At 62.1% G+C, this 18,914-nt stretch carries 18 protein-coding genes; 9 read left to right on the top strand and 9 right to left on the bottom strand.

Annotation, left to right across the window (positions count from 1 at the left end):
* Nucleotides 1-37 precede the first annotated feature (37 nt).
* Nucleotides 38-946: a 50S ribosomal protein L3 N(5)-glutamine methyltransferase gene (gene prmB, locus YA0848_RS15155; RefSeq protein ID WP_034099341.1), complete on the bottom strand. Its 909-nt coding sequence runs from the start codon at nt 944-946 to the stop codon at nt 38-40.
* 239 nt (nt 947-1,185) lie between these two features.
* Here prmB and YA0848_RS15160 point away from each other — a divergent pair, with 239 nt between their 5' ends.
* The 3 genes from YA0848_RS15160 to YA0848_RS15170 all read left to right on the top strand — a co-directional run bounded on the left by YA0848_RS15160 (nt 1,186) and on the right by YA0848_RS15170 (nt 2,865).
* On the top strand, nt 1,186-1,776 hold the full coding sequence (locus YA0848_RS15160) for a cysteine hydrolase family protein (protein WP_034099343.1): 591 nt from the start codon (nt 1,186-1,188) through the stop codon (nt 1,774-1,776).
* Between the two features lie 136 nt (nt 1,777-1,912).
* Nucleotides 1,913-2,233 (top strand): hypothetical protein, encoded by a 321-nt coding sequence (locus tag YA0848_RS15165; protein WP_034099345.1) that lies wholly within the window; start codon nt 1,913-1,915, stop codon nt 2,231-2,233.
* Nucleotides 2,234-2,307: 74 nt separating this feature from the next.
* Complete coding sequence (locus tag YA0848_RS15170) at nt 2,308-2,865, top strand: Smr/MutS family protein (RefSeq protein WP_034114655.1); 558 nt, start codon at nt 2,308-2,310, stop codon at nt 2,863-2,865.
* Nucleotides 2,866-2,922: 57 nt separating this feature from the next.
* On the opposite strand, the gene YA0848_RS15175 is transcribed toward YA0848_RS15170, so the two are convergent.
* Both YA0848_RS15175 and YA0848_RS15180 read right to left on the bottom strand, forming a co-directional pair.
* A complete protein-coding gene (locus YA0848_RS15175; protein WP_040268968.1) occupies nt 2,923-3,108 on the bottom strand; it encodes a hypothetical protein in 186 nt (61 codons plus the stop codon).
* Nucleotides 3,105-3,749 carry a zeta toxin family protein gene (locus tag YA0848_RS15180; RefSeq protein WP_232925125.1) on the bottom strand — a complete coding sequence of 215 codons (645 nt, stop codon included), beginning with the start codon at nt 3,747-3,749 and terminating at the stop codon, nt 3,105-3,107. Before YA0848_RS15180 ends, YA0848_RS15175 begins: the two co-directional genes overlap by 4 nt.
* Nucleotides 3,750-4,014: 265 nt before the next feature.
* Between YA0848_RS15180 and folE the strand changes: the two genes are divergently transcribed.
* Complete coding sequence (folE, locus tag YA0848_RS15185; RefSeq protein ID WP_003175229.1) at nt 4,015-4,560, top strand: GTP cyclohydrolase I FolE; 546 nt, start codon at nt 4,015-4,017, stop codon at nt 4,558-4,560.
* A gap of 102 nt (nt 4,561-4,662) precedes the next feature.
* Complete coding sequence (locus tag YA0848_RS15190; RefSeq protein WP_034114659.1) at nt 4,663-5,034, top strand: glutathione S-transferase N-terminal domain-containing protein; 372 nt, start codon at nt 4,663-4,665, stop codon at nt 5,032-5,034.
* A 5-nt stretch (nt 5,035-5,039) separates the two neighbouring features.
* On the opposite strand, the gene YA0848_RS15195 is transcribed toward YA0848_RS15190, so the two are convergent.
* From YA0848_RS15195 to YA0848_RS15205, 3 genes are read right to left on the bottom strand one after another with little or no spacing between them, the layout of a single operon-like run.
* Complete coding sequence (locus tag YA0848_RS15195; protein WP_034099357.1) at nt 5,040-5,366, bottom strand: AtuA-related protein; 327 nt, start codon at nt 5,364-5,366, stop codon at nt 5,040-5,042.
* Nucleotides 5,363-6,688 carry an acyclic terpene utilization AtuA family protein gene (locus YA0848_RS15200; RefSeq protein ID WP_169902439.1) on the bottom strand — a complete coding sequence of 442 codons (1,326 nt, stop codon included), beginning with the start codon at nt 6,686-6,688 and terminating at the stop codon, nt 5,363-5,365. The genes YA0848_RS15195 and YA0848_RS15200 overlap by 4 nt, the downstream gene beginning before the upstream one ends.
* A gap of 1 nt (nt 6,689) precedes the next feature.
* Nucleotides 6,690-7,982: a CitMHS family transporter gene (locus tag YA0848_RS15205; RefSeq protein ID WP_034099360.1), complete on the bottom strand. Its 1,293-nt coding sequence runs from the start codon at nt 7,980-7,982 to the stop codon at nt 6,690-6,692.
* A gap of 114 nt (nt 7,983-8,096) precedes the next feature.
* Between YA0848_RS15205 and YA0848_RS15210 the strand changes: the two genes are divergently transcribed.
* Complete coding sequence (locus tag YA0848_RS15210) at nt 8,097-8,993, top strand: LysR family transcriptional regulator (protein WP_169902440.1); 897 nt, start codon at nt 8,097-8,099, stop codon at nt 8,991-8,993.
* Between the two features lie 9 nt (nt 8,994-9,002).
* Here YA0848_RS15210 and YA0848_RS15215 read toward each other — a convergent pair whose 3' ends face one another.
* Nucleotides 9,003-9,605, bottom strand: a complete 603-nt coding sequence (locus tag YA0848_RS15215) for a glutathione S-transferase family protein (protein ID WP_034099363.1) — start codon at nt 9,603-9,605, stop codon at nt 9,003-9,005.
* A 10-nt stretch (nt 9,606-9,615) separates the two neighbouring features.
* Nucleotides 9,616-10,782, bottom strand: a complete 1,167-nt coding sequence (locus YA0848_RS15220; protein ID WP_034114665.1) for an aminotransferase-like domain-containing protein — start codon at nt 10,780-10,782, stop codon at nt 9,616-9,618.
* An 81-nt stretch (nt 10,783-10,863) separates the two neighbouring features.
* Here YA0848_RS15220 and YA0848_RS15225 point away from each other — a divergent pair, with 81 nt between their 5' ends.
* The 3 genes from YA0848_RS15225 to YA0848_RS15235 all read left to right on the top strand — a co-directional run bounded on the left by YA0848_RS15225 (nt 10,864) and on the right by YA0848_RS15235 (nt 13,515).
* Nucleotides 10,864-11,298: a MarR family winged helix-turn-helix transcriptional regulator gene (locus YA0848_RS15225; protein WP_169902441.1), complete on the top strand. Its 435-nt coding sequence runs from the start codon at nt 10,864-10,866 to the stop codon at nt 11,296-11,298.
* A 263-nt stretch (nt 11,299-11,561) separates the two neighbouring features.
* A complete protein-coding gene (locus tag YA0848_RS15230; RefSeq protein ID WP_371263967.1) occupies nt 11,562-12,824 on the top strand; it encodes an NCS2 family permease in 1,263 nt (420 codons plus the stop codon).
* A gap of 64 nt (nt 12,825-12,888) precedes the next feature.
* Complete coding sequence (locus tag YA0848_RS15235; RefSeq protein WP_034138799.1) at nt 12,889-13,515, top strand: LysE family translocator; 627 nt, start codon at nt 12,889-12,891, stop codon at nt 13,513-13,515.
* Here the strand turns inward: YA0848_RS15235 and YA0848_RS15240 are convergent.
* Nucleotides 13,505-18,781: a dermonecrotic toxin domain-containing protein gene (locus tag YA0848_RS15240; protein ID WP_332873542.1), complete on the bottom strand. Its 5,277-nt coding sequence runs from the start codon at nt 18,779-18,781 to the stop codon at nt 13,505-13,507. The two genes, YA0848_RS15235 and YA0848_RS15240, sit on opposite strands and share 11 nt — an antisense overlap.
* Between the last annotated feature and the right edge of the window lie 133 nt (nt 18,782-18,914).

An 18,914-nucleotide genomic window follows, 5' to 3' on the forward strand; every position in this document is an offset into this window, starting at 1 on the left:
GAGGCCCCCTCCCACATCTTTAACGGTGGTCCCGCCGTTACACCTTGGCCGCGAACACCGCTTGATGGGCGCGGCACTGTTCGGCGGTCAACATAAACACACCGTGCCCGCCACGCTGGAACTCCAGCCAGGCGAAATCCACCTCCGGGTACAACGTTTCGACGTGAACCTGGCTGTTACCGACCTCGACGATCAACAGGCCTTTCTCCGTAAGGTGGTCCGCCGCCTCGGCCAACATGCGTCGCACCAGGTTCAGGCCGTCGTCGCCACAGGCCAGGCCCAGCTCGGGTTCGTGCTGGTACTCGTCCGGCATGTCGGCAAAATCCTCGGCGTCCACATACGGCGGGTTGGAGACGATCAGGTCGAACCGCTGGCCCGGCAGGCCGTCGAAGCCGTCGCCCTGCACGGTGTACACGCGCTCGTCGACGCCATGACGCTCGATGTTCTGGTTGGCCACTTCCAGGGCTTCAAAGGACAGATCCCCCAACACCACTTCGGCCTCCGGAAATTCGTAAGCGCAGGCGATGCCGATGCACCCGGAGCCGGTGCACAGGTCGAGAATGCGCGCCGGCGGTTGGGCCAGCCAGGGTTCAAAGCGGTTTTCGATCAGTTCGCCAATCGGTGAGCGAGGGATCAGCACGCGTTCATCGACGATAAACGACATGCCGCAGAACCACGCCTCCCCCAGCAGGTAAGCGGTGGGCACGCGTTCATGAATGCGACGATGCAGCAGGCGCTGTACGTGGGAGATTTCCTCTTCTTCGAGGTTGCAGTCCAGGTAGCTGTCGGCCATTTCCCAAGGCAGGTGCAAGGCGCCGAGTACCAACTGGCGGGCTTCGTCCCAGGCATTGTCGGTGCCATGCCCGAAAAACAGCTCTTCCCCATGGAAACGGCTGACAGCCCAACGGATATGGTCGCGCAAGGTGCGCAGGCGGGAAGTGATCACGGGGCAGACTCCTGGAAAAAACGACTGGCGATTCTAACAGCCTTCGCCTGTACCGACGATGTACGAAAAACCTGGCGCCGTACGTCGGTTTTCATCCAAATTGCCAGTATTGCGCCCCACACGCCCACCCCTTGACATCGCTGCACGCCAGCAACGGCGTACCTTACGATCGTAGCGATTCACAGAAGCGCTCAGCCAGTGGACAATGTCGCAAACGCCCCCCTCACAGGAGCCCCAGAATGTCCGTTCCAAAGACGATGTTTCAACTCAGCGGTCGTGGTTACGCAGCTGCCAATCTCAGCCATGCGACCCTTGTGATCATCGACGCCCAGAAGGAATACCTCAGCGGCCCGCTCGCCCTCTCGGGCATGGACGCGGCCGTGGCCAATATCAAGCAATTGGTCGCCGCGGCGCGGGAAGCCGGGCGCCCTATCGTGCATGTACGTCACCTGGGTACCGTCGGCGGCCTGTTCGACCCACAAGGTGAGCGCGGTGAATTCATCCCCGGCCTGGAACCCAGCGCTGACGAAACCATTATTGGCAAGCTGCTGCCCAGCGCGTTCCACGGCACCGAACTGCTCGACTGCCTGCAGAACCTGGGTTCCCTGGATCTGATCGTCTGCGGGTTCATGAGCCACTCCAGCGTCAGCACCACTGTGCGCGCCGCCAAGAACCTGGGCTTTCGCTGCACCCTGGTGGAAGACGCCTGCGCCACCCGCGACCTGCCGTACAAAGGCGGCGTGCTGAGCGCCGAGCAGGTGCAGCAAACCGAAATGGCCATCATGGCCGACAACTTCGCCACCCTCGCTTTGACCAAAGATCTGATCTGATCGCCGCCGGGATGAGCGGCGGGTTTATTGCCCCGCTCATCCGCTAAGCCCTTTCATTTGGCGCAATTACCCCTGCCCCCGGAACAAGCCGGGTATCTTCCGGTCGAAGGGCCGATACCCTGGAGGAAAGGTCGGGATGAAGATATCCGATGGTTTTGACGCTCGTCGCTTGCGCCCCAAGGGCCCGAGCAATTGGCGTCTGCGCTTGGTGGCCGGCATTGCCGCGCTGCTGGCGATTGTAGGTGTGCTGTTGGCGGGCGCCGGTGGTGCTGGTCTGTTTGGCCATTCGCCGGCCCTGGGCGAACTGAATGCCAGCCCGGGCGGTTCTGCCTTGCTGTTGGGCATTGGCCTGCTGGTGCTGTGGTTGGGTGTGTGGTTGTGGCGCCGCAGCCGACGCCGCATGCGGCAGCCGCTGTCGTTGAACATTGCCTCACACCTGATGAAGAAGCACGACTAGTGGCGCTTGGATAGCGTTTCCTGCGCCCGGCCGCCGCGATTTAGGTAAACTGCCCGCCCTTCGCGGAGGCTGACATGCAAGACGACGATTTTTCCCTGTTCAAAAACGAGCTGCGCGGTGTCAAGCCGATCAAGCATGACCGTGCCGACACCGGTAAACCCAAGACCGATCGCGCGCAGATCGCCAAACTGCGCCAGGCCGCGACCGTGCGCACCGACGCCACCACCGTGGATGGCCTGTCGGACCAGTTCGTCATCGACGTCGGCCCCGAAGACGAGCTGATGTGGGCCCGCGACGGCGTGCAGGAAAGCCAGATGCGCAAGCTCAAGGCCGGCCAGATCCCTTTCGAAGGCAGCCTCGACCTGCACGGCATGACCGTGGAAAAAGCCCGGGAAACCTTATGGGCCTTTCTCGCCGAAGCCACCAAGTTCGAAATCCGCTGCGTGCGCGTTACCCATGGCAAAGCCGTGCGGCTCGACGGCAAGCGGCCAATGATCAAGAGCCACGTCAATACCTGGCTGCGCCAGCACACACAAGTACTCGGCTTCACCTCCTGCCAGGCCCGACACGGTGGCGCGGGGGCGGTGTATGTGATGCTCAAGCGGACCATGATGGAAGGGCGTGACGAGTAGGTAATTCAACAAAAAGCCCAGCGGATTAGCTGGGCTTTAAAGGAGCCTCTCAGAGGTTCAACTGTCGAAAAGCTCTCTTGCTTTCTTCTCCCTCGCCTGCAAGATCATTTCTTTTTGCAGAGTTATCGCAGCATTGGCGACACAACGGTATACCGCACGCCTTTCCTCCACCGAACCACTTCGAAAAAAATCCGACATCGTGGTTGAAGACGTCCCTATGACTTCTGTGACTTCACCTTTCATAAGGCTACTCCGGTCAAAATTTGCTCAAGTTGGTCTGGATGGTAGGGCTGCCTGACCAGTTCGTCAATTTCCTCGGCCGATAGATCGATGCCAATTTCCGCCTCGCCTCCATCGGTATCTTTAATAAGAACATCGACTTGCAGATGTCCCAGAAACTCTCGCTTCAATCCGCACACTGTCGTCTTTGAGGCATAAAATTGACGGATGAACTCCTTACACGGAATGTTTCGACCTTCTACCGCCTCCCGTGCCAGCACAAACTCCCAGGCAAGCTCAGGTTTTTGATAAACATAAATGATTTGTGCAGACCTGTTTTCCTTATCCAGCGCGCGCTGAATGTTCTTACGAGCCACTGCGAAATTCGCCAACGTCCCGTCCAACAAGAAGGATTGGTTCTGCTGATAAACCAAGTCTATGGTCCGTTCGACCATCAAAGTTACGCCACGTTGAAACAGGCTGGAGTTCGCTCCGTTGTATTCAGGAAAATAAACCCGAAAATCATCGGGGTCTATTCGCAATGCGCTAGTCCCGCCATCCTCCATTAGGCGAATAAAGGATTTAGAGACTTCTGTCTTCCCCGCCCCCGGAGAGCCGGCCATAAATACCGACACTGGGCAGCGTTCACCCGGATATTTAGTCAAGCAGGCCAACTCACGCGCGATACGCGTGCGATTTGCCTTGGCAAGATCAGCGCACGCTCGGAAACACTACGATCCTGCAAGGTCATCAGATCCTCCCTCTGAACGGAGGTCGACTCTAGCACTGACATCGCCCAGGAATACAACTGTCCGCGTACCTAGGCTACTATGTGCGCCACATTAACTGCTGCCGCTGCATACGGCGCAGCGCTCCATCTTGGTACAGGCATACACCGTACCGTCCTGAAACCCATACGGAAACAGTCCTGTGACATTGGAACAGAATTACACCGCGATCCTCGGCCAACTCGGCGAGGACGTTTCCCGCGAGGGCCTGCTCGACACGCCCAAGCGTGCCGCCAAGGCGATGCAATACCTTTGCCGCGGTTATGAACAGACGCTCGAAGAAGTCACCAATGGTGCCTTGTTCAGTTCCGACAACAGCGAAATGGTGCTGGTCAAGGACATCGAGTTGTACTCGCTGTGCGAACACCACCTGCTGCCGTTCATCGGCAAGGCCCATGTGGCCTATATCCCGAGCGGCAAGGTGTTGGGCCTGTCCAAAGTGGCGCGGATCGTCGATATGTATGCGCGTCGCCTGCAGATCCAGGAAAACCTCAGCCGCCAGATTGCCGATGCCGTGCTGCAGGTGACCGGCGCACTGGGCGTGGCGGTGGTGATCGAGGCCAAGCACATGTGCATGATGATGCGCGGCGTGGAGAAGCAGAATTCGTCGATGATCACTTCGGTGATGCTCGGTGAATTCCGCGAAAACGCAGCCACCCGCAGCGAATTTCTCAGCCTGATCAAGTAAGCGGCTGCGTAGGAAAAGACCGGCGTTCATCGCCGGTTTTTTTTCGCCTGCACAAATCAGGTAAGCTGCGGCCCCTTCTGTGTTGGGCAAGAGGTTTCAGCCATGTTCGTCAAAGCACTTCGAGTGGGCCTCGGCCACGTCATCATCGCGGGCGATTTACTGACCCGTCCCCGTAAAAAGCAGCGCCCCGCCGAGCAACAGGCACAGGTCAACGAAGCGGCCAAGGGCCTGACCCTGTATCAGTTCCACGCCTGCCCGTTCTGCGTGAAGACCCGCCGCACTCTGCATCGCCTGAATGTGCCGGTAGCGCTGAAGGACGCGAAGAACAATGAGCAGGACCGTCAGACCCTGCTGGAGCAAGGCGGCAAGATCAAGGTGCCGTGCCTGCGCATCGAAGAAAACGGCCAGACCACCTGGATGTACGACTCCAAGGTGATCATCGATTACCTGGATAAACGCTTCGCCGCCGTCTGACAGACTTATCGCCCTTTTGCCGGGGTGAGCTCCAGATCCAGCAGCGCCGAGCCTAGACACTTGCCATGGGCATCCAGGGCCAGCGAGCGGGTTACGCCGCCGCGCAGTATCCCCGGCAGCACGAAGTTCAGCGCGTGCACATGGGGCAGTTCATAGCGCCGCACCGGTGCGGCGCCCGGGCCGAGCAACCCGGCGAAAAACTCGGCGACCCGTTCGGCGGTGAGCTGTTCGCACAGCCTTGGGTAATCCTCGGCGCGGTAAGCAATGATCGAGATATTCGACGTATCGCCCTTATCGCCGGTACGGGAATGGGCCAGTGTGTGCAGTTTCATGCCTGAATCCTCGGGTTGACCGCATCACGGGGCAGCAGCAACGAGGCCACCGCCACCACCTGGCGTAGGCTTTTGCTGGCACCGCCGCCGCCGGACGGGCCGTTGGTGTACAGGGTTTCCACCTCGTTGCCGATGCGCACGGCGTCGCTACGCTCTTCACAGCGGGCGGCGACGCGCAGGCGCACTTCCCAGGGCTCCACGCTATTGCGCGGACCGTGCAGCGAGTCGATACCGATCAGTTCGGCGCGTACGTCCTGCATCTTCACTCCCATCAATTCAAGACGCTTGAGCACCACATCCCGCGCCAACTGCGCCCGTGCGACAGCGCCGGGGCCGCCGTAGGACATCTGCCCTTCCCCGATCCAGCCATCCAGATAGCCCACGCTGACCTTCAACTGCGACGGGCGCCCACGGCCATCGGCGCCTTGGGCCCGAACGCGATCCACACCCTCGTCGACAAAGCTCACCTGGGAAAAGTCCGCGGTCACGTCGGGGGTGAGATAGGCCGCCGGGTCATGCACCTCATAGATCAATTGCTCGGTGCAAGTGGCGCGGCTGACCCGCCCACCGGAACCCGCAACCTTGGTGATCACCGCGCTGCCCTCGGCATCGATCTCGGCCAAAGGGAAGCCGAGCCGCGCCAGATCCTCCACGTCCTTGAACCCCGGATCGGCGAAATAGCCGCCGCTGACCTGTCCTGCACATTCGAGCAAGTGCCCCACCAAGGTGCCCCGGCCCAGGCGCGGCCAATCGTCCGCGGCCCAGCCGAATTCAAACATCTGCGGCGCAAGGAACAACGACGGATCGGCCACGCGCCCGGTGATCACCACATCGGCCTCGGCGCGCAGGGCCTCAAGGATGCCATCGACGCCCAGATAGGCGTTCGCCGAAATCACTCGCGCGCCGAGTGAGGCAAGGGTTTGGCCGTTATCCAGCACCTGCTCGGGGCTTAGCAGCGGCAATACGTCGTCGCCGACCACCGCCACAACTTTGAGGTCCAGGCCCAGTTCATCGGCGATGCACCGTACGTGTTCGGCCGCCGACAGCGGGTTGGCCGCGCCCATATTGGTGATCACCCGCAACCGCCGGCGCCCCGGCTGCGCGCCGACAAACGGCAGCGCACGGCGCATGCGCTCGCCCAGCAGCGGGTCGTAGCCGCCCTGGGGATCGCTGATGCGTGCTTGTTGGGCCAGGGCGATGGTGCGTTCGGCCAGGCATTCAAAAACCAGGTAATCCAAGTCGCCGTGCTCGGCCAGTTCCACGGCCGGTTCAATGCGGTCGCCGGAATAGCCGGCGCCGGAACCGATGCGCAAGGTGTTCATGTCAGATCACTCCCAAAAGCAACGCGGTCAGGGTCATCAACACTGACGCGGCAAACAGAAACGGAATGGTGAAGCGTTGGTGATCGGCCAGTTCGATCTTGCACAGGCCCACCAACAGGAAGGTCGCCGGCGTCAGCGGGCTGACCGGGAAACCGGTGGTGTGCACGCCCAACAGCGAGGCCTGGGCCACTTGCAGGGGGTCCACGCCGAGGGCCTTGCCGACTTCGGCAATCACCGGCATCACGCCGAAATAGTAGGAATCGGGGTCGAACAGCATGCTCAGGGGCATGGATATAAAGCCCACCACCGCCGGGATTAGCTTGCCGTGGCCCGCCGGAATCTGCGCCACCGCCACTTCGGCGATGGCCTTGAGCATGCCGGTGCCCTGCATGATGCCGGTGAACACCCCGGCGGCGAGCAGGATACTGGCCATGGTCAAGGCGGTTTTTGCATGGGCGTCGATGCGCGCACGCTGGGCGTCCACGTTCGGGTAATTGATGCACAGCGCCACGACGGTGCCGAGCATGAACATCACCACCGGGTCGACCCAACCGGCAATCATCACCACCATCACCAGCACGGTCAGGATCAGGTTGAGCCAGAACAGCCGTGGGCGCCGCAGCTTGAGGTCGTCCTCGCTGAGTACGCGTTGCGGCACGGCGTCTACCGTAGAACCGGCGCCCAGGCCCAGACGTTTTTCTTCGCGCCGGCCCAGCCACCAGGCGCAGGCGAACACAAAGATCAGCCCGACGATCTGCACGGGAATCAGCGGTTGGAACAGGTCCGCCACCGGCACATGCAGCGCGGCCGAAGAGCGCAGTACCGGGCCGGTCCACGGCAAAAAGTTGACCCCGGCGGCCATGGCGCACACACACGCGAGGATGCGTTTGTCGATGCCCAGCCGCGTGTAGAGCGGCAACATCGCCGGCACCGTCACCAGGAAGGTCACCGCACCGGAGCCGTCCAGGTGCACCAGCAGCGCCAGGGTCGCGGTGCCGACGACAATCCGTGTAGGGCGCGTGCCCACCGTGCGCAGGATGCGGTCAATGATGGGGTCGAGCATGCCTGCGTCGGTCATGATCCCGAAAAACAGGATGGCAAACACAAACATCCCCACAACAGGCGCGACGTTCTTGATTCCGGTGATGATGAAGGCACTGGTTTGCAGGCCGAACCCGCCGAGCAGCGCGGCGATGATCGGCAAGGCGATCAGGGCCACCAGTGGCGAGAGGCGTTTGCTCATGACGGCAATGAGCAGGCACAGGATGGTAATGACACCCAGGGTAGCGAGCATGGGGACTCCAGAGCGGCCTTTGCTGGCCGGTTATTGTTTTCCACGGAGTATTGGAAGCGCGGTAGTCTTTGTAAATTGGAATATTCAGCCCGGCATGTTCGGAAAAACAAAACGATGAAAAATTCGATCCAGCATATCCAAGCGTTTCTCACCGTCGCGCGCACCGGCAGCTTTACCAAGGCCGCCAGCGAAATGAACCTCTCGCCGTCGGCGCTCACCGTGCAAGTGCAGCAATTGGAAGAGTGGCTGGGCATCGCCCTGCTCGACCGCAGCCCGCGCCACGTCAGCCTCACCCCCGCCGGGCAGGAAGCGCGCGGCCCTATGGAAAAGCTGCTGCTGGACCTGGATAACATTGTCACCGGCTCGCGCGACCTCGCCGCGTTGCGCCGGGGCATGGTGACCATTGCCGCCCTTCCCTCGGTGTGCGCCGGTAGCCTGCCACCGGCACTGCGTCTGTTCCGCGAGCGCTTTGCCGGAATCGATGTGCGCCTGCACGACGTGGTGGCCCATCGCATTCATGCCCAGGTGCGCGCCGGCGACGTGGACTTTGGCATCGGCGTGCGGGCGCGCTTAAGCCATGGCCTGGATTTCGTGCCGGTGCTCAATGACCGCCTGTGTGCGTTTGTGCCGCTGGCTCATCCCTTCGCGGCTTTGCCACGCTTGTCCCTGGAGCAACTGGCGGACCAGCCGATCATCCTCACCGGCCGCGACAGCAGTGTGCGCGAGCAGGTGGACGCGCTGTTCGACCAGACGCGGCTGAGCATGACGGCCGGCATGGAGGCTAACTACATGTCGACGGTGCTGGCCTTGGTGCGTCAAGGGTTGGGGATCAGTGTGCTGCCGGAATCGGCGGCGGACAGTTTGGAGGGGTTACAGCGAATCGCCATCGATCATCCCGGGGTAAGCCGGGAGATCGGCCTGATCAGTCGCAGCGGCACAACGCTGAGCCCGGCGGCGCAGCGCTGTTTCGACCTGCTGAGCGATGAGTTATCTGACACGTCATCGAACTGAATGGAGTGATCAGTCCAGCATCGCCACATGCTTGGGATGACTGGCTACCCGTGCCAGCCAGGCCTGCACCGCCGGGTACGGCGCCAGATCGAAGCCGCCTTCGTGGGCCACATGGGTGTAGGCATACAGCGCGATATCGGCAATCGAATACTGCTCGCCCACCAGATATGGCGTGGCTTGCAGTTGGCGTTCCATCACCCGCAGCGCCTTGTAGCCGCCCTTATGGGTGGTTTTGTATTCCTCCAAGCGATCTTCCGGCATGTTCAGGTAGTACTGGATAAACCGCGCCACGGCGATGTAAGGCTCGTGGCTGTACTGCTCGAAGAACTGCCATTGCAGCACCTGGGTGCGCAAGCGCGGCTCGGTGGGCAGAAACTCACTGCCGTCGGCGAGGAAGTTGAGGATCGCGTTGGATTCCCACAGGCAGGTGCCGTCTTCCAGTTCCAGCACCGGGATTTTGCCGTTGGGGTTCTTGGCCAGGAATTCGGCGGTCTGGGTGTCGCCGTTGAGGATGTCGACATTCACCCATTCATACGGGATACCCAGCAGGTTGAGCATCAGTTTGACTTTGTAGCAGTTGCCCGAGCGGTAATCGCCATAAACCTTGTACATGGGGTTCCCCTTATGCCGCTTGCGCGTGCTGTGCTTGACGGATCACGGCGGCCAGACGCATCAGACCTTCGTCCAGGCGGGACGGGTCGATATGGCTGAAATTGAGCCGCAGTGAGCCCAGGTGCTGGTCCGGCTCGGAAAAGAACGGTTCGCCGGGCATGAAGGCGACGTTCTGAGCGAGCGCGGGCGCCAACAAAGTGCGGGTATCGAGCGGCTGTTTCAAGGTCAGCCAGAAGAATAATCCGCCCTGGGGCACCTGCCAGTCGGCGAGTTCGCTGAAATGCCGTTCCAGTGCGGCCTGAAACCCATCGCGGCGCTCGCGGTAAAAACGGCGCAGTTCAGCCAGGTGCTGCTGATAATTCGGCGTGCCGATCCACTGCATCGCCTGCCACTGGCCCACGCGATTGGTGTGCAGATCCGCCGATTGCTTAAGCTTGAGCAGGTGCGGGAACAGGTCGGGGCTGGCAATCAGGTAACCGACGCGCAGGCCCGGCAGCAGGGTTTTGGACACGGTGCCGGTGTAGATCCAACTGGCCTTGTGCAGGCGGCTGACGATGGGCCGCGCGCTGGCGCCGTCGAAGGTCAGTTCGCGGTAGGGTTCGTCTTCGATCAGGGTCACGCCGAATTCGTCGAGCAACGCGGCGACGGCGTCGCGCTTGGCCTCGCTATAGCGCACCGCCGACGGGTTCTGGAAGGTGGGGATCAAGTAGATGAACGCCGGGCGATGACGCTCAAGCTTGGCGCGCAACGCGGCCAGGTCGGGGCCGTCGTCCTCCAGGGGCACAGTAAGGCAATCGGCGCCGAACAGCTGGAAGATCTGCAACGCGGCCAGGTAGGTCGGGCCTTCGAGCAGGATGGGCGTGCCTTGATCGATATACAGCTTGGCCGCCAGGTCCAGGGTCTGCTGGGACCCGCTGACCACCAGCACCTGGCTGGCCTGGCACGGCACGCCCAGGGCGCGCGCGTCGGCAGCCAGCAATTCACGCAACTGTGGCTCGCCTTCGCTCATGCCGTATTGGCCGATGTTCAATGGCATGTCATCCCAGTTCAACGCCGGCAGCATGCTTTCGGCCGGCAGCCCGCCGGCGAACGACATCACTTCCGGGCGCTGCGCCGCGGCGAGGATTTCACGGATCAAGGAGCTTTTAAGGCGCGTAACACGTTCGGAGAAGGCCATAAGGTCACCGCTGGCGAAGACTGTGGGAAATACGTCAAACTGGTTGACCGAAATTACGACAGCTCACCTGGATACGTCAACATGATTGACCTTAAAAACCCAAACAGCCAGCAGCAAGCCATGGAAGCATTTTTCTTCGGCTACCAGGCGTTCACCGCCAAGGCCGATGAAATGCTCGAACGTCGCGGCCTGAGCCGGGTCCATCAGCGCATTGTGTTTTTTATCGCCCGCTACCCGGCCCTGAGCGTGACGCAGTTGCTGGCATTGCTGGGGGTGAGCAAGCAGGCGCTGAACATGCCGTTGCGCCAATTGCAGGAAATGCACTTGGTGAGCAGCGTGGCGTCGCAGACCGATAAGCGCAAACGCCTGCTGGAGCTCAGCGAAGAAGGTCGGCGGTTCGAACAATCCCTGCGCCGCGAGCAGGTGAAGTTGCTGCAGCGCGCCTTCAGTGAAGCCGGCGAAGAGGCGGTGAAAGGCTGGCTGGCGGTGAATATGGCGCTGAGCGCGAAAAACTAGAGGTTTGCCTTTCATCCCTTTCGCACACAAAATGGAAAACATTATTTGCTTTCTTTGTATACAAAAGCATAATTCGCTTCGTGCGAGTTCCTGACCTATTAGTCAACAAAACCCGCCGGTAACCTCACAGCGCCCTGCGCTGGCCATAACAATAAAATGCTTGAGGAGTACTCGCTGTGGATAGCCGCAAATCCGAAGCCCCTACGCTGGACCTGTCACCCTCCTCCCAAGGCGGTTGGCTGGAACGCCTGTTCAAACTGCGCATGCATGGCACCACAGTGAAGACCGAGCTGATCGCCGGCCTCACCACCTTTATCACCATGGCCTACATCATTTTCGTTAACCCCAACATCATGGCCGATGCCGGCATCGATCACGGTGCGGCCTTTGTCGCCACCTGCATCGCCGCCGCCCTCGGTTGCCTGCTGATGGGCCTGTACGCCAACTGGCCGGTGGGCCTGGCGCCGGGCATGGGCCTGAATGCGTTTTTCACCTACACCGTGGTCGGCACCATGGGCTATCACTGGGAAACCGCCCTGGGTGCGGTGTTTATCTCCGGGGTGCTGTTTATGCTGCTGACGCTGTCGCGCATCCGTGAGTGGCTGCTCAACAGCATCCCGGTCAGCCTGCGGCATGCCATGGGCGCCGGTGTCGGTCTGTTTCTTGGGGTGATCGGCCTGAAAACCGCCGGCATCATCGTCGACAGCCCGGCCACCCTGATCAAGCTCGGGTCGCTGCATGAGCCGGCACCGCTGCTGGCGGCGGTGTGCTTTTTGCTGATTGCGATCCTCAGCTACCACCGCGTGTTCGGCGCGATTCTGATCAGCATCATTGCCGTGACCCTGGCCGGTTGGGGCCTGGGCCTGGTGCATTACAACGGCATCCTGTCCACCCCGCCGAGCCTGGCGCCGACCTGGATGGCGATGGACGTCAAAGGCGTGTTCAACGTCAGCATGATCAGCGTGGTGTTCGCCTTTCTGTTTGTGCACATGTTCGACACCGCCGGCACCTTGATGGGCGTCGCGCAACGGGCCGGGCTGGTGAATGCCGATGGCAAGATCGATAACCTGTCCCGCGCCCTCAAGGCCGACAGCGCCTCCAGCGTGTTTGGGGCCATGGTCGGTGTGCCGCCAGTGACCAGTTACGTGGAAAGCGCTGCCGGCGTGGCCGCCGGTGGGCGCACCGGATTGACCGCCGTGACCGTGGGCGTGCTGTTTGTGGCGGCGATGTTTTTTGCGCCACTGGCCGGCATGATTCCGGCCTACGCCACCGCCGGCGCGCTGATCTATGTCGCGATGCTGATGATGGCAAGCATGGCCCATATCAACTGGGACGAAGCCACCGACAGCATTCCGGCGATTGTCACGGCGATCATGATGCCGCTGACGTTTTCTGTGGCCGACGGTATCGCCCTGGGCTTTATCACGTATGTGGCACTCAAGGCCGGCACCGGCAAATACCGTGAAATATCCATCAGCCTGTGGGTGCTGTGCGCAATTTTCATCGCCAAATTCGTTTTCCTGTAACCCAGGCAAACGGCGATAACCGCCTCACCTTCGGGTGGGGCTTTTGCATGAAGGGAGGAATGTAATGAGCGTGGAAACCTGGCTGCTGTTCAGCGGCGCTGCCTTGATCGTGATCCTGATTCCGGGCCCGCTGTCACTGCTGATGATCAGCAACAGCCTCAACTACGGCCTGCGCCGCTCGTATCCGGCGTTTCTGGGCGGGGTGTTCGCCTCGATCTGCCTGCTCAGTGCCTCGGCGCTGGGTCTGGGGGCGCTGCTGCTGGCGTCCGAGCAATTGTTCAGCGCATTGAAAATCGTCGGCGCGCTGTACCTGTTCTACCTGGCCTGGCAAAGCTGGCAGCAATCGCGCCTGCCGTCCCAAGGCGCGGTGGTGCCGGACGCGGTGCCGGTGCCGCGTTTTCGCGCGTTGTTCGGGCGAGCCTTTGTGCTGGGCGCCAGCAACCCCAAGGACATCCTGTTTTTCGCCGCCTTCCTGCCGCAGTTTCTCAGCAGCCAGCAGGCGTTCCTGCCGCAATTGCTGATCATGATCGCCACCTGGACCGTACTCGACTTGCTCTGCAAGCTGGCCTACGGCCTCGGCGCCCATGGCGCGGCGCGCTACCTGCGCACCGGCAAGGGCCAGAGCTGGTTCAACCGCTTCAGCGCCGGGCTGTTTGGCGGTGCCGGCGCGGTCTCCCTGCTCAAGGGCTAGTAAGCTGAGGCTTGATGAAATACACGGTGGGGGCAAGGTTGCCTTTGACCGGCCACTGAATGCCCCCCACCATCGTCACCAAGCGCTCGCTGCCCATTGCATCGTTGACCAGACGATGCACCTCTGACGTCGGATGAAGGGTCAGCTGTTTGGCGACCGATTCCTTCGACAATCTGGGAACGCCCGCAACGCTGCCTGATTCAAGCCATTGGGTCGACAGGTAATACACGTTGTCGGAGCGCTCATGGGTACACACCCACACGAAATGCTCCCGCCCGCCATGGGTTTTCTTCATCGACCTGAGCACAAAGCCTTGTGCCTCCAACACTTGTCTGATTGCGGCCTGCTGCGCCTGGCCTCGCTCCCGCAAGAGCACATCCTTTGCCTGCTTCTTCTGCAACACACCGAGCGACGCGGAAACAGGCGCCTTGAGTGACGCCGCCAAGGGGGTGGGCGGCTGGAAATCCACGCGCGAGAAGCCAGGCGCCTTGCCTTCGAACCCAATGAAAAAGGCGTGTTTGCCCGAGGGTTCGGCCGGGCGTAGGAGTTTGAACAGGTCGTCGGTCTGGCCCCCGGCCGCAATCCAGCCGTCCAGGGTTGCGCGCACGTTCAACAGGTGCGTGGCCGACGCCGTGCGGCCGGTGTCCGCCAGTTCGATCAAGCGCTGGCCGGCGAAACGTCGGCTGGCCAGGGTCATGCCGGGAAACACCTGGGCCACGGATTGCTCCAGCGGGCGGTCGAACAACGGGCGATGCAGTTGCCAACGCTTTTCGGCGTTCAGGGTCGCCGGAATCGGTTGCTCGTGGAGCTGGCTGTTGAGCCAACGCTCGATATCGTCGACAGCCCGAGAGAAAAGTGGGTTGTCTTTCGTCAGGAAAATAATCTGGTCGAGGGGCGCGTTGCTGCCCTGGGGCAGCAACCGGTAGTAGTGGCCGTCGATCCTGACTACGTAGTAGTTACGCTCCTGCAACGACGGTGAAGAAGAAACCGACCTGAACGGCAGATGGGGCAACGCGACTTCAGGCTGCATCGGCACCAGAAACACCCCATGCCCAGACGGCGCTTCCGGCAACTGCGCAACGATATTGGCATGCCAATCGCGCCACTCCACCTGAGGGCCCGGCGATTGACGCACGAAGGTTTCGGTAGCGCCGCGCGCAGGTGGCGACCAGGCGACCGGCGTGTCAGACCGCCATGGACTGAGCACCCCAGAGCTGGGGCCGGCCACCGGAGCGTCCGCGCCCAGCAGCCATTCACCGGGCGCGTAAATCGTCAGGATCAGTTCATCTTGGCCCGGCGCGTCCTGGTTTTTCAGGCGCAAAAACTGCTCGTCGCCGCGTCGGTAAACCGGGTAGCGGTCCTCGCCTACCACCATGAATGGCTCACCGTGTTTGACGTACAGGCCTTTTTCGCCGGGCCCACTGAGCGGCAAGGCGTCGGCTGGCACGCCCGGTTTCTTGAATCGCTCCAGCAGTTTGAGCTGACCAGCGGGAGAAGCCGACCGGCCCAGCCGAGGCACCCGGCCAACCTCGACGAGCGTGGTGCGATGCAGGCGGTTCAGACCTATCCCCATGGAGCGTAGCGGTACGCCCTTGCGCGCTTTTGGCCCAGGCATAACGCTCAGTATCAGATCCACCAGCAGGAATACCGCGCCAAATGCCACATCCACCGCATCCCGTGGGTCACCGCTATGGTGATAACGCCGTGCCGCCAACAACACCTCGTAGAGCTGGTTCACCAAGCCGAACCAGGGCACGAAAAGCGACAGCAATGCCCGGTCGCGGCGGTCTTTTTCCGCTTGCAAGCGTTGGGTGCGGTACTTTTCCAGGGTTTTACCGGAGTGGCTGCCAGCCTGGGCTTGACGGTGCAGTTCAAGCACCCGCGCCTGGTACAACAGGGCCTGGGCATCGCACTGGGAGGTGGGCACCAATGCCAACCAGTTCAAGGGATCGCTGGAGATCTGCTCAAGGGTCTGCGCTTCGGCTTCCGCGGCCAGCGCCGTCGGCTCCTGATGCTTGACACTGAACGAGCGCACAAACTCGGCGCCGCGCCAGAGCCCTTGCAACATGACGTACCCCGGCAACAGATACACCGCCTGGAACTGCGGCGGCTGCGCGCAGGCTTCGTCAGGCGTGTGCGCGATGGCTTCGAATGCCCAGCCGGGTGCGATGTGCCGCGCCAAGGCTTTGGTATTAGGCGGTACTGCGCCAATGCGATTCAGATATTCCCGCGCCAGTTGCAGGCTGCTGTGCTCACTGATGGCATTGCCATCCGGCGCAGCGGGCCAGTAAACCACGCAGCCTTGGGACAGCAGGTCGTGAATCACCACGATGCCGGCAATGTAGCGATCGTGCTGCAACGTGTGGCCCACCAGATGCACCACATACAGTTGCAGGTGATAGCCCTGCTGGCGCAGGTCGTTCGGCGTGCGCGCCGCCATGGCCAGGCTGAACAGGCGCTGAGCGCTGGGCGTCAGCCCCTGTTGAGTCGCCGAATACAGGTGCGCGTCAGCGCCTGTGACCAGCGCGCGCCTGAGCAAGGTGGGCACGCGCCCCTCAGTCAAGCGCCGTGGCGCCTCGTCGCGCGGGTAAAACACTCCATTGATCAGCGCCTCATACTGACCGCCGATATCCAGCGAGGAGACCATGGCGATCAGGTAGGGCGGACTCAGCAGCCCCTTCCATTCGGGCTTCAGGTACTGCGCATATTTAAATCGCCACCAAGTGGGCAACATCTGGGGATCGAGGTTATGCAGCGCCAGTTGCAGCAAAGTGAACTGAGTGCGCCCGGTGCTGGGAGTGAGGATTTCCTTGCGATCGCCCACACTGCAGGTGGCATCTGCACTACAGAAACGACCGTCGACATGGTCTGGCATTTCGATAAACGGCGTGTCGATGTCCACCGCCGGAGGGAGGCCGTCCTCGCGTAAACGGGCAATCAGTACGCGGCGGGCGAAGCTGGGTAAATCCGGCAGACGTTGTTCCAGACGTGCCTGCAGGGCAAAAGTGCTGCTCAGGTAGTGGCCTTGCAGGCGTCTGAATCGGTCGAGCTGCGCGGCCGACGCCTCTTTCAGCCACGCCGGCAGTGTGGGCTGCGCGCCCATCGCCTGGCGCACCACATCAACATGGGCCCGCGCCCGACCCCGCGCTGCGCTGGCCGGCGCCGTGAGCTGCTGCGCCAGCTCTTGGGCCAGCAACAGACCGCTCAGGTGCACATCGCTGACTTCACTGAATACCGGGGGAGTGCGCCCGATCCCTCGGTACACGCGCATATAGCCCTTGAGCAGTTGCTTGAGCGCGAACAGCAGCGGGTTGCCGTCGATGGGGGCATAGCTCACCGCCAGAGTCTGCCCGGCCACCGCTGCGCGCACCGCACCACGGTGCTGACGATCGACGTACTGCCACATCAGTGAGGCGTCACGGCTGGCAAAACTGGCCTTGACCCCCTCGGTCAGCGCGTCGAGACGAGCAAAGCTCGCCACCCCACCCTCCTGTCCGAACGCGCACAACAGCACCGGCGCACGTCGCTGCGGATCGTCGAGGGCCGCCACCTCGGTCACCACAAACAGACTATGCAGCGGCTCGCCGCCCACTCGCACCGACAGCACCCGGGCTTGACTGCCCTCACGCTGACGGGCCAGCGGAGCATCCAGCACCTCAAGCAGCAGATCGCGATGGGGCGTGCGCAGCAAGCGCAGTCGATGCTGCAACTGAACCTCGTCACGCAGCAGCTCGCGCCAGACAGCGATAAAGCATGCCACCCGCCGGGCCGTACCGTCGGCGCGCGCGGCCCAGAACGCCACGTCGAACAGTTTCAATTGAGCATCGTGCAGCAGCGTGCGCAGGCCGTTAGCGTGACTGTTGAGTTGGTTTTCCAGCGTGACTGATTCCTGCCAGGCCGGGGTGTCCTGGCCGGGGTCGTGGGGGTCCAGCAGCGCAGTCAGGCCCTTCTCATAACGCTTGACCTGCTGCTGCACGGTGTTCAACGCCAGGCCCGGCGCCGTGCTGGCGAAATTGATTTCCTGACGGCGACGCTGCTGGTCCCAGTCCAACAGCTCGCGGCGGATTGGCCCCAGGCGCGACTTGCCGATGCTGTGACGCCGACCCCGCTCGATCTGGGCGAGAAACCGCGCCTTATCGGTCACAGCCGGCCGCCGCGCAGCGGAAAACACCTGCGCAAGGTTGATCGACACGGCACAGGCCAACTCGTTTTCCCATTGCCCGTCACGAATCGCCAGGGCGCTGAGAGCCAAGGCATCGCCATGCAGCGCCGAGCCGCGAGCCGCTGTCACCGCCATGCCGGGTTGACACAGCTCGTGTCGACGTCGCAACGGCAGGCATTGCCACAGGTCGTCAAATAACGTGCTGCGGATCAGCGCGACCAGGCCGCACTGCAACTGAGCAAAGGACGGATACTCGTAAAAGGGGCGATTCAGCCCCGGCAGATACATCACATGGGGCATGCCCACCGGGTCGCCTTGCCGGTAGAGATGCAACGCACCGGGGATGGGCATCAGTCGCGGCCCCACTCCCGGCCACATCAATTGGCAGGCCTGTACGCTGGCCCACTGCTGCCCCGCACGTTGGCGGGCTTCGGCGGTCGGTGCGTCCACCAGGGCCTGGACCATCGCCGCCCCAGCGCTGGACAGCTCGTCCAGTTGCCGCGCCACCAGCGCCCGGTCGGCGAACAATTGCCTGTGGAGTTCCACCCAGCGCTCCTCGCGGGTCTGCCAGGAACCCGTGGCAAGGGTCCGCCAGTACTCGGTCTGAGCGGTGTTGAGGCGCTCGAACAACTTGAGTGCGACAACTCGCTGCAGTGCTTCCAGCGCTGTGAACGGCAAACGGCGCGTCGGCTCGTCCTTGAGGCTGAGGGCGGTGAATTGATTGATATTGAGCGGCACCGACGGCAGCACGAGCAACTGCAGGGCGCGGTCGGTCAAGCACTCCACCTTGCTCGCGGTGGCCGGCGGCAAGGGTTCGGTGAACAGCAACGTATCCGGGTCCAGATCGAAGGCCTGGCGCAGGGCGGCGCGAATCACTCGCAGCACCTTGGGCGCGCGCGCAATCAGGCCTGACACGCGGCGTGCCGCGTCGGCGCAGCGCAGATCGGCCGTCGCCAGCTGGTTGATCAGACGGCTGGGATGGGGGCTGCTGTTGATCCGCTGGGTCAGCTGGGCGCGCAGGGCCTGGCGCGCTTCGTGGGCGGCGCGGGCCGGGTCGTCCGCCTCGGCAGGCAAGGCGGTAGGGTCGTCGTTAAGTGAGGTCACGGCGGTATCTTCGTCGAGGAAAACACCTAGCCTAGGCAGGGCCAAGCTCGCGCAGGCGCTAGATAAATGAACGCCGCCCGAGCAAAAAAAAGCCCGCAGTGTGAGCGGGCGAAAAACCAACGAAGAGCTTTGG

The sequence above is a fragment of the Pseudomonas sp. S4_EA_1b genome (assembly GCF_016307435.1).
GTDB lineage: Bacteria > Pseudomonadota > Gammaproteobacteria > Pseudomonadales > Pseudomonadaceae > Aquipseudomonas > Aquipseudomonas rhodesiae.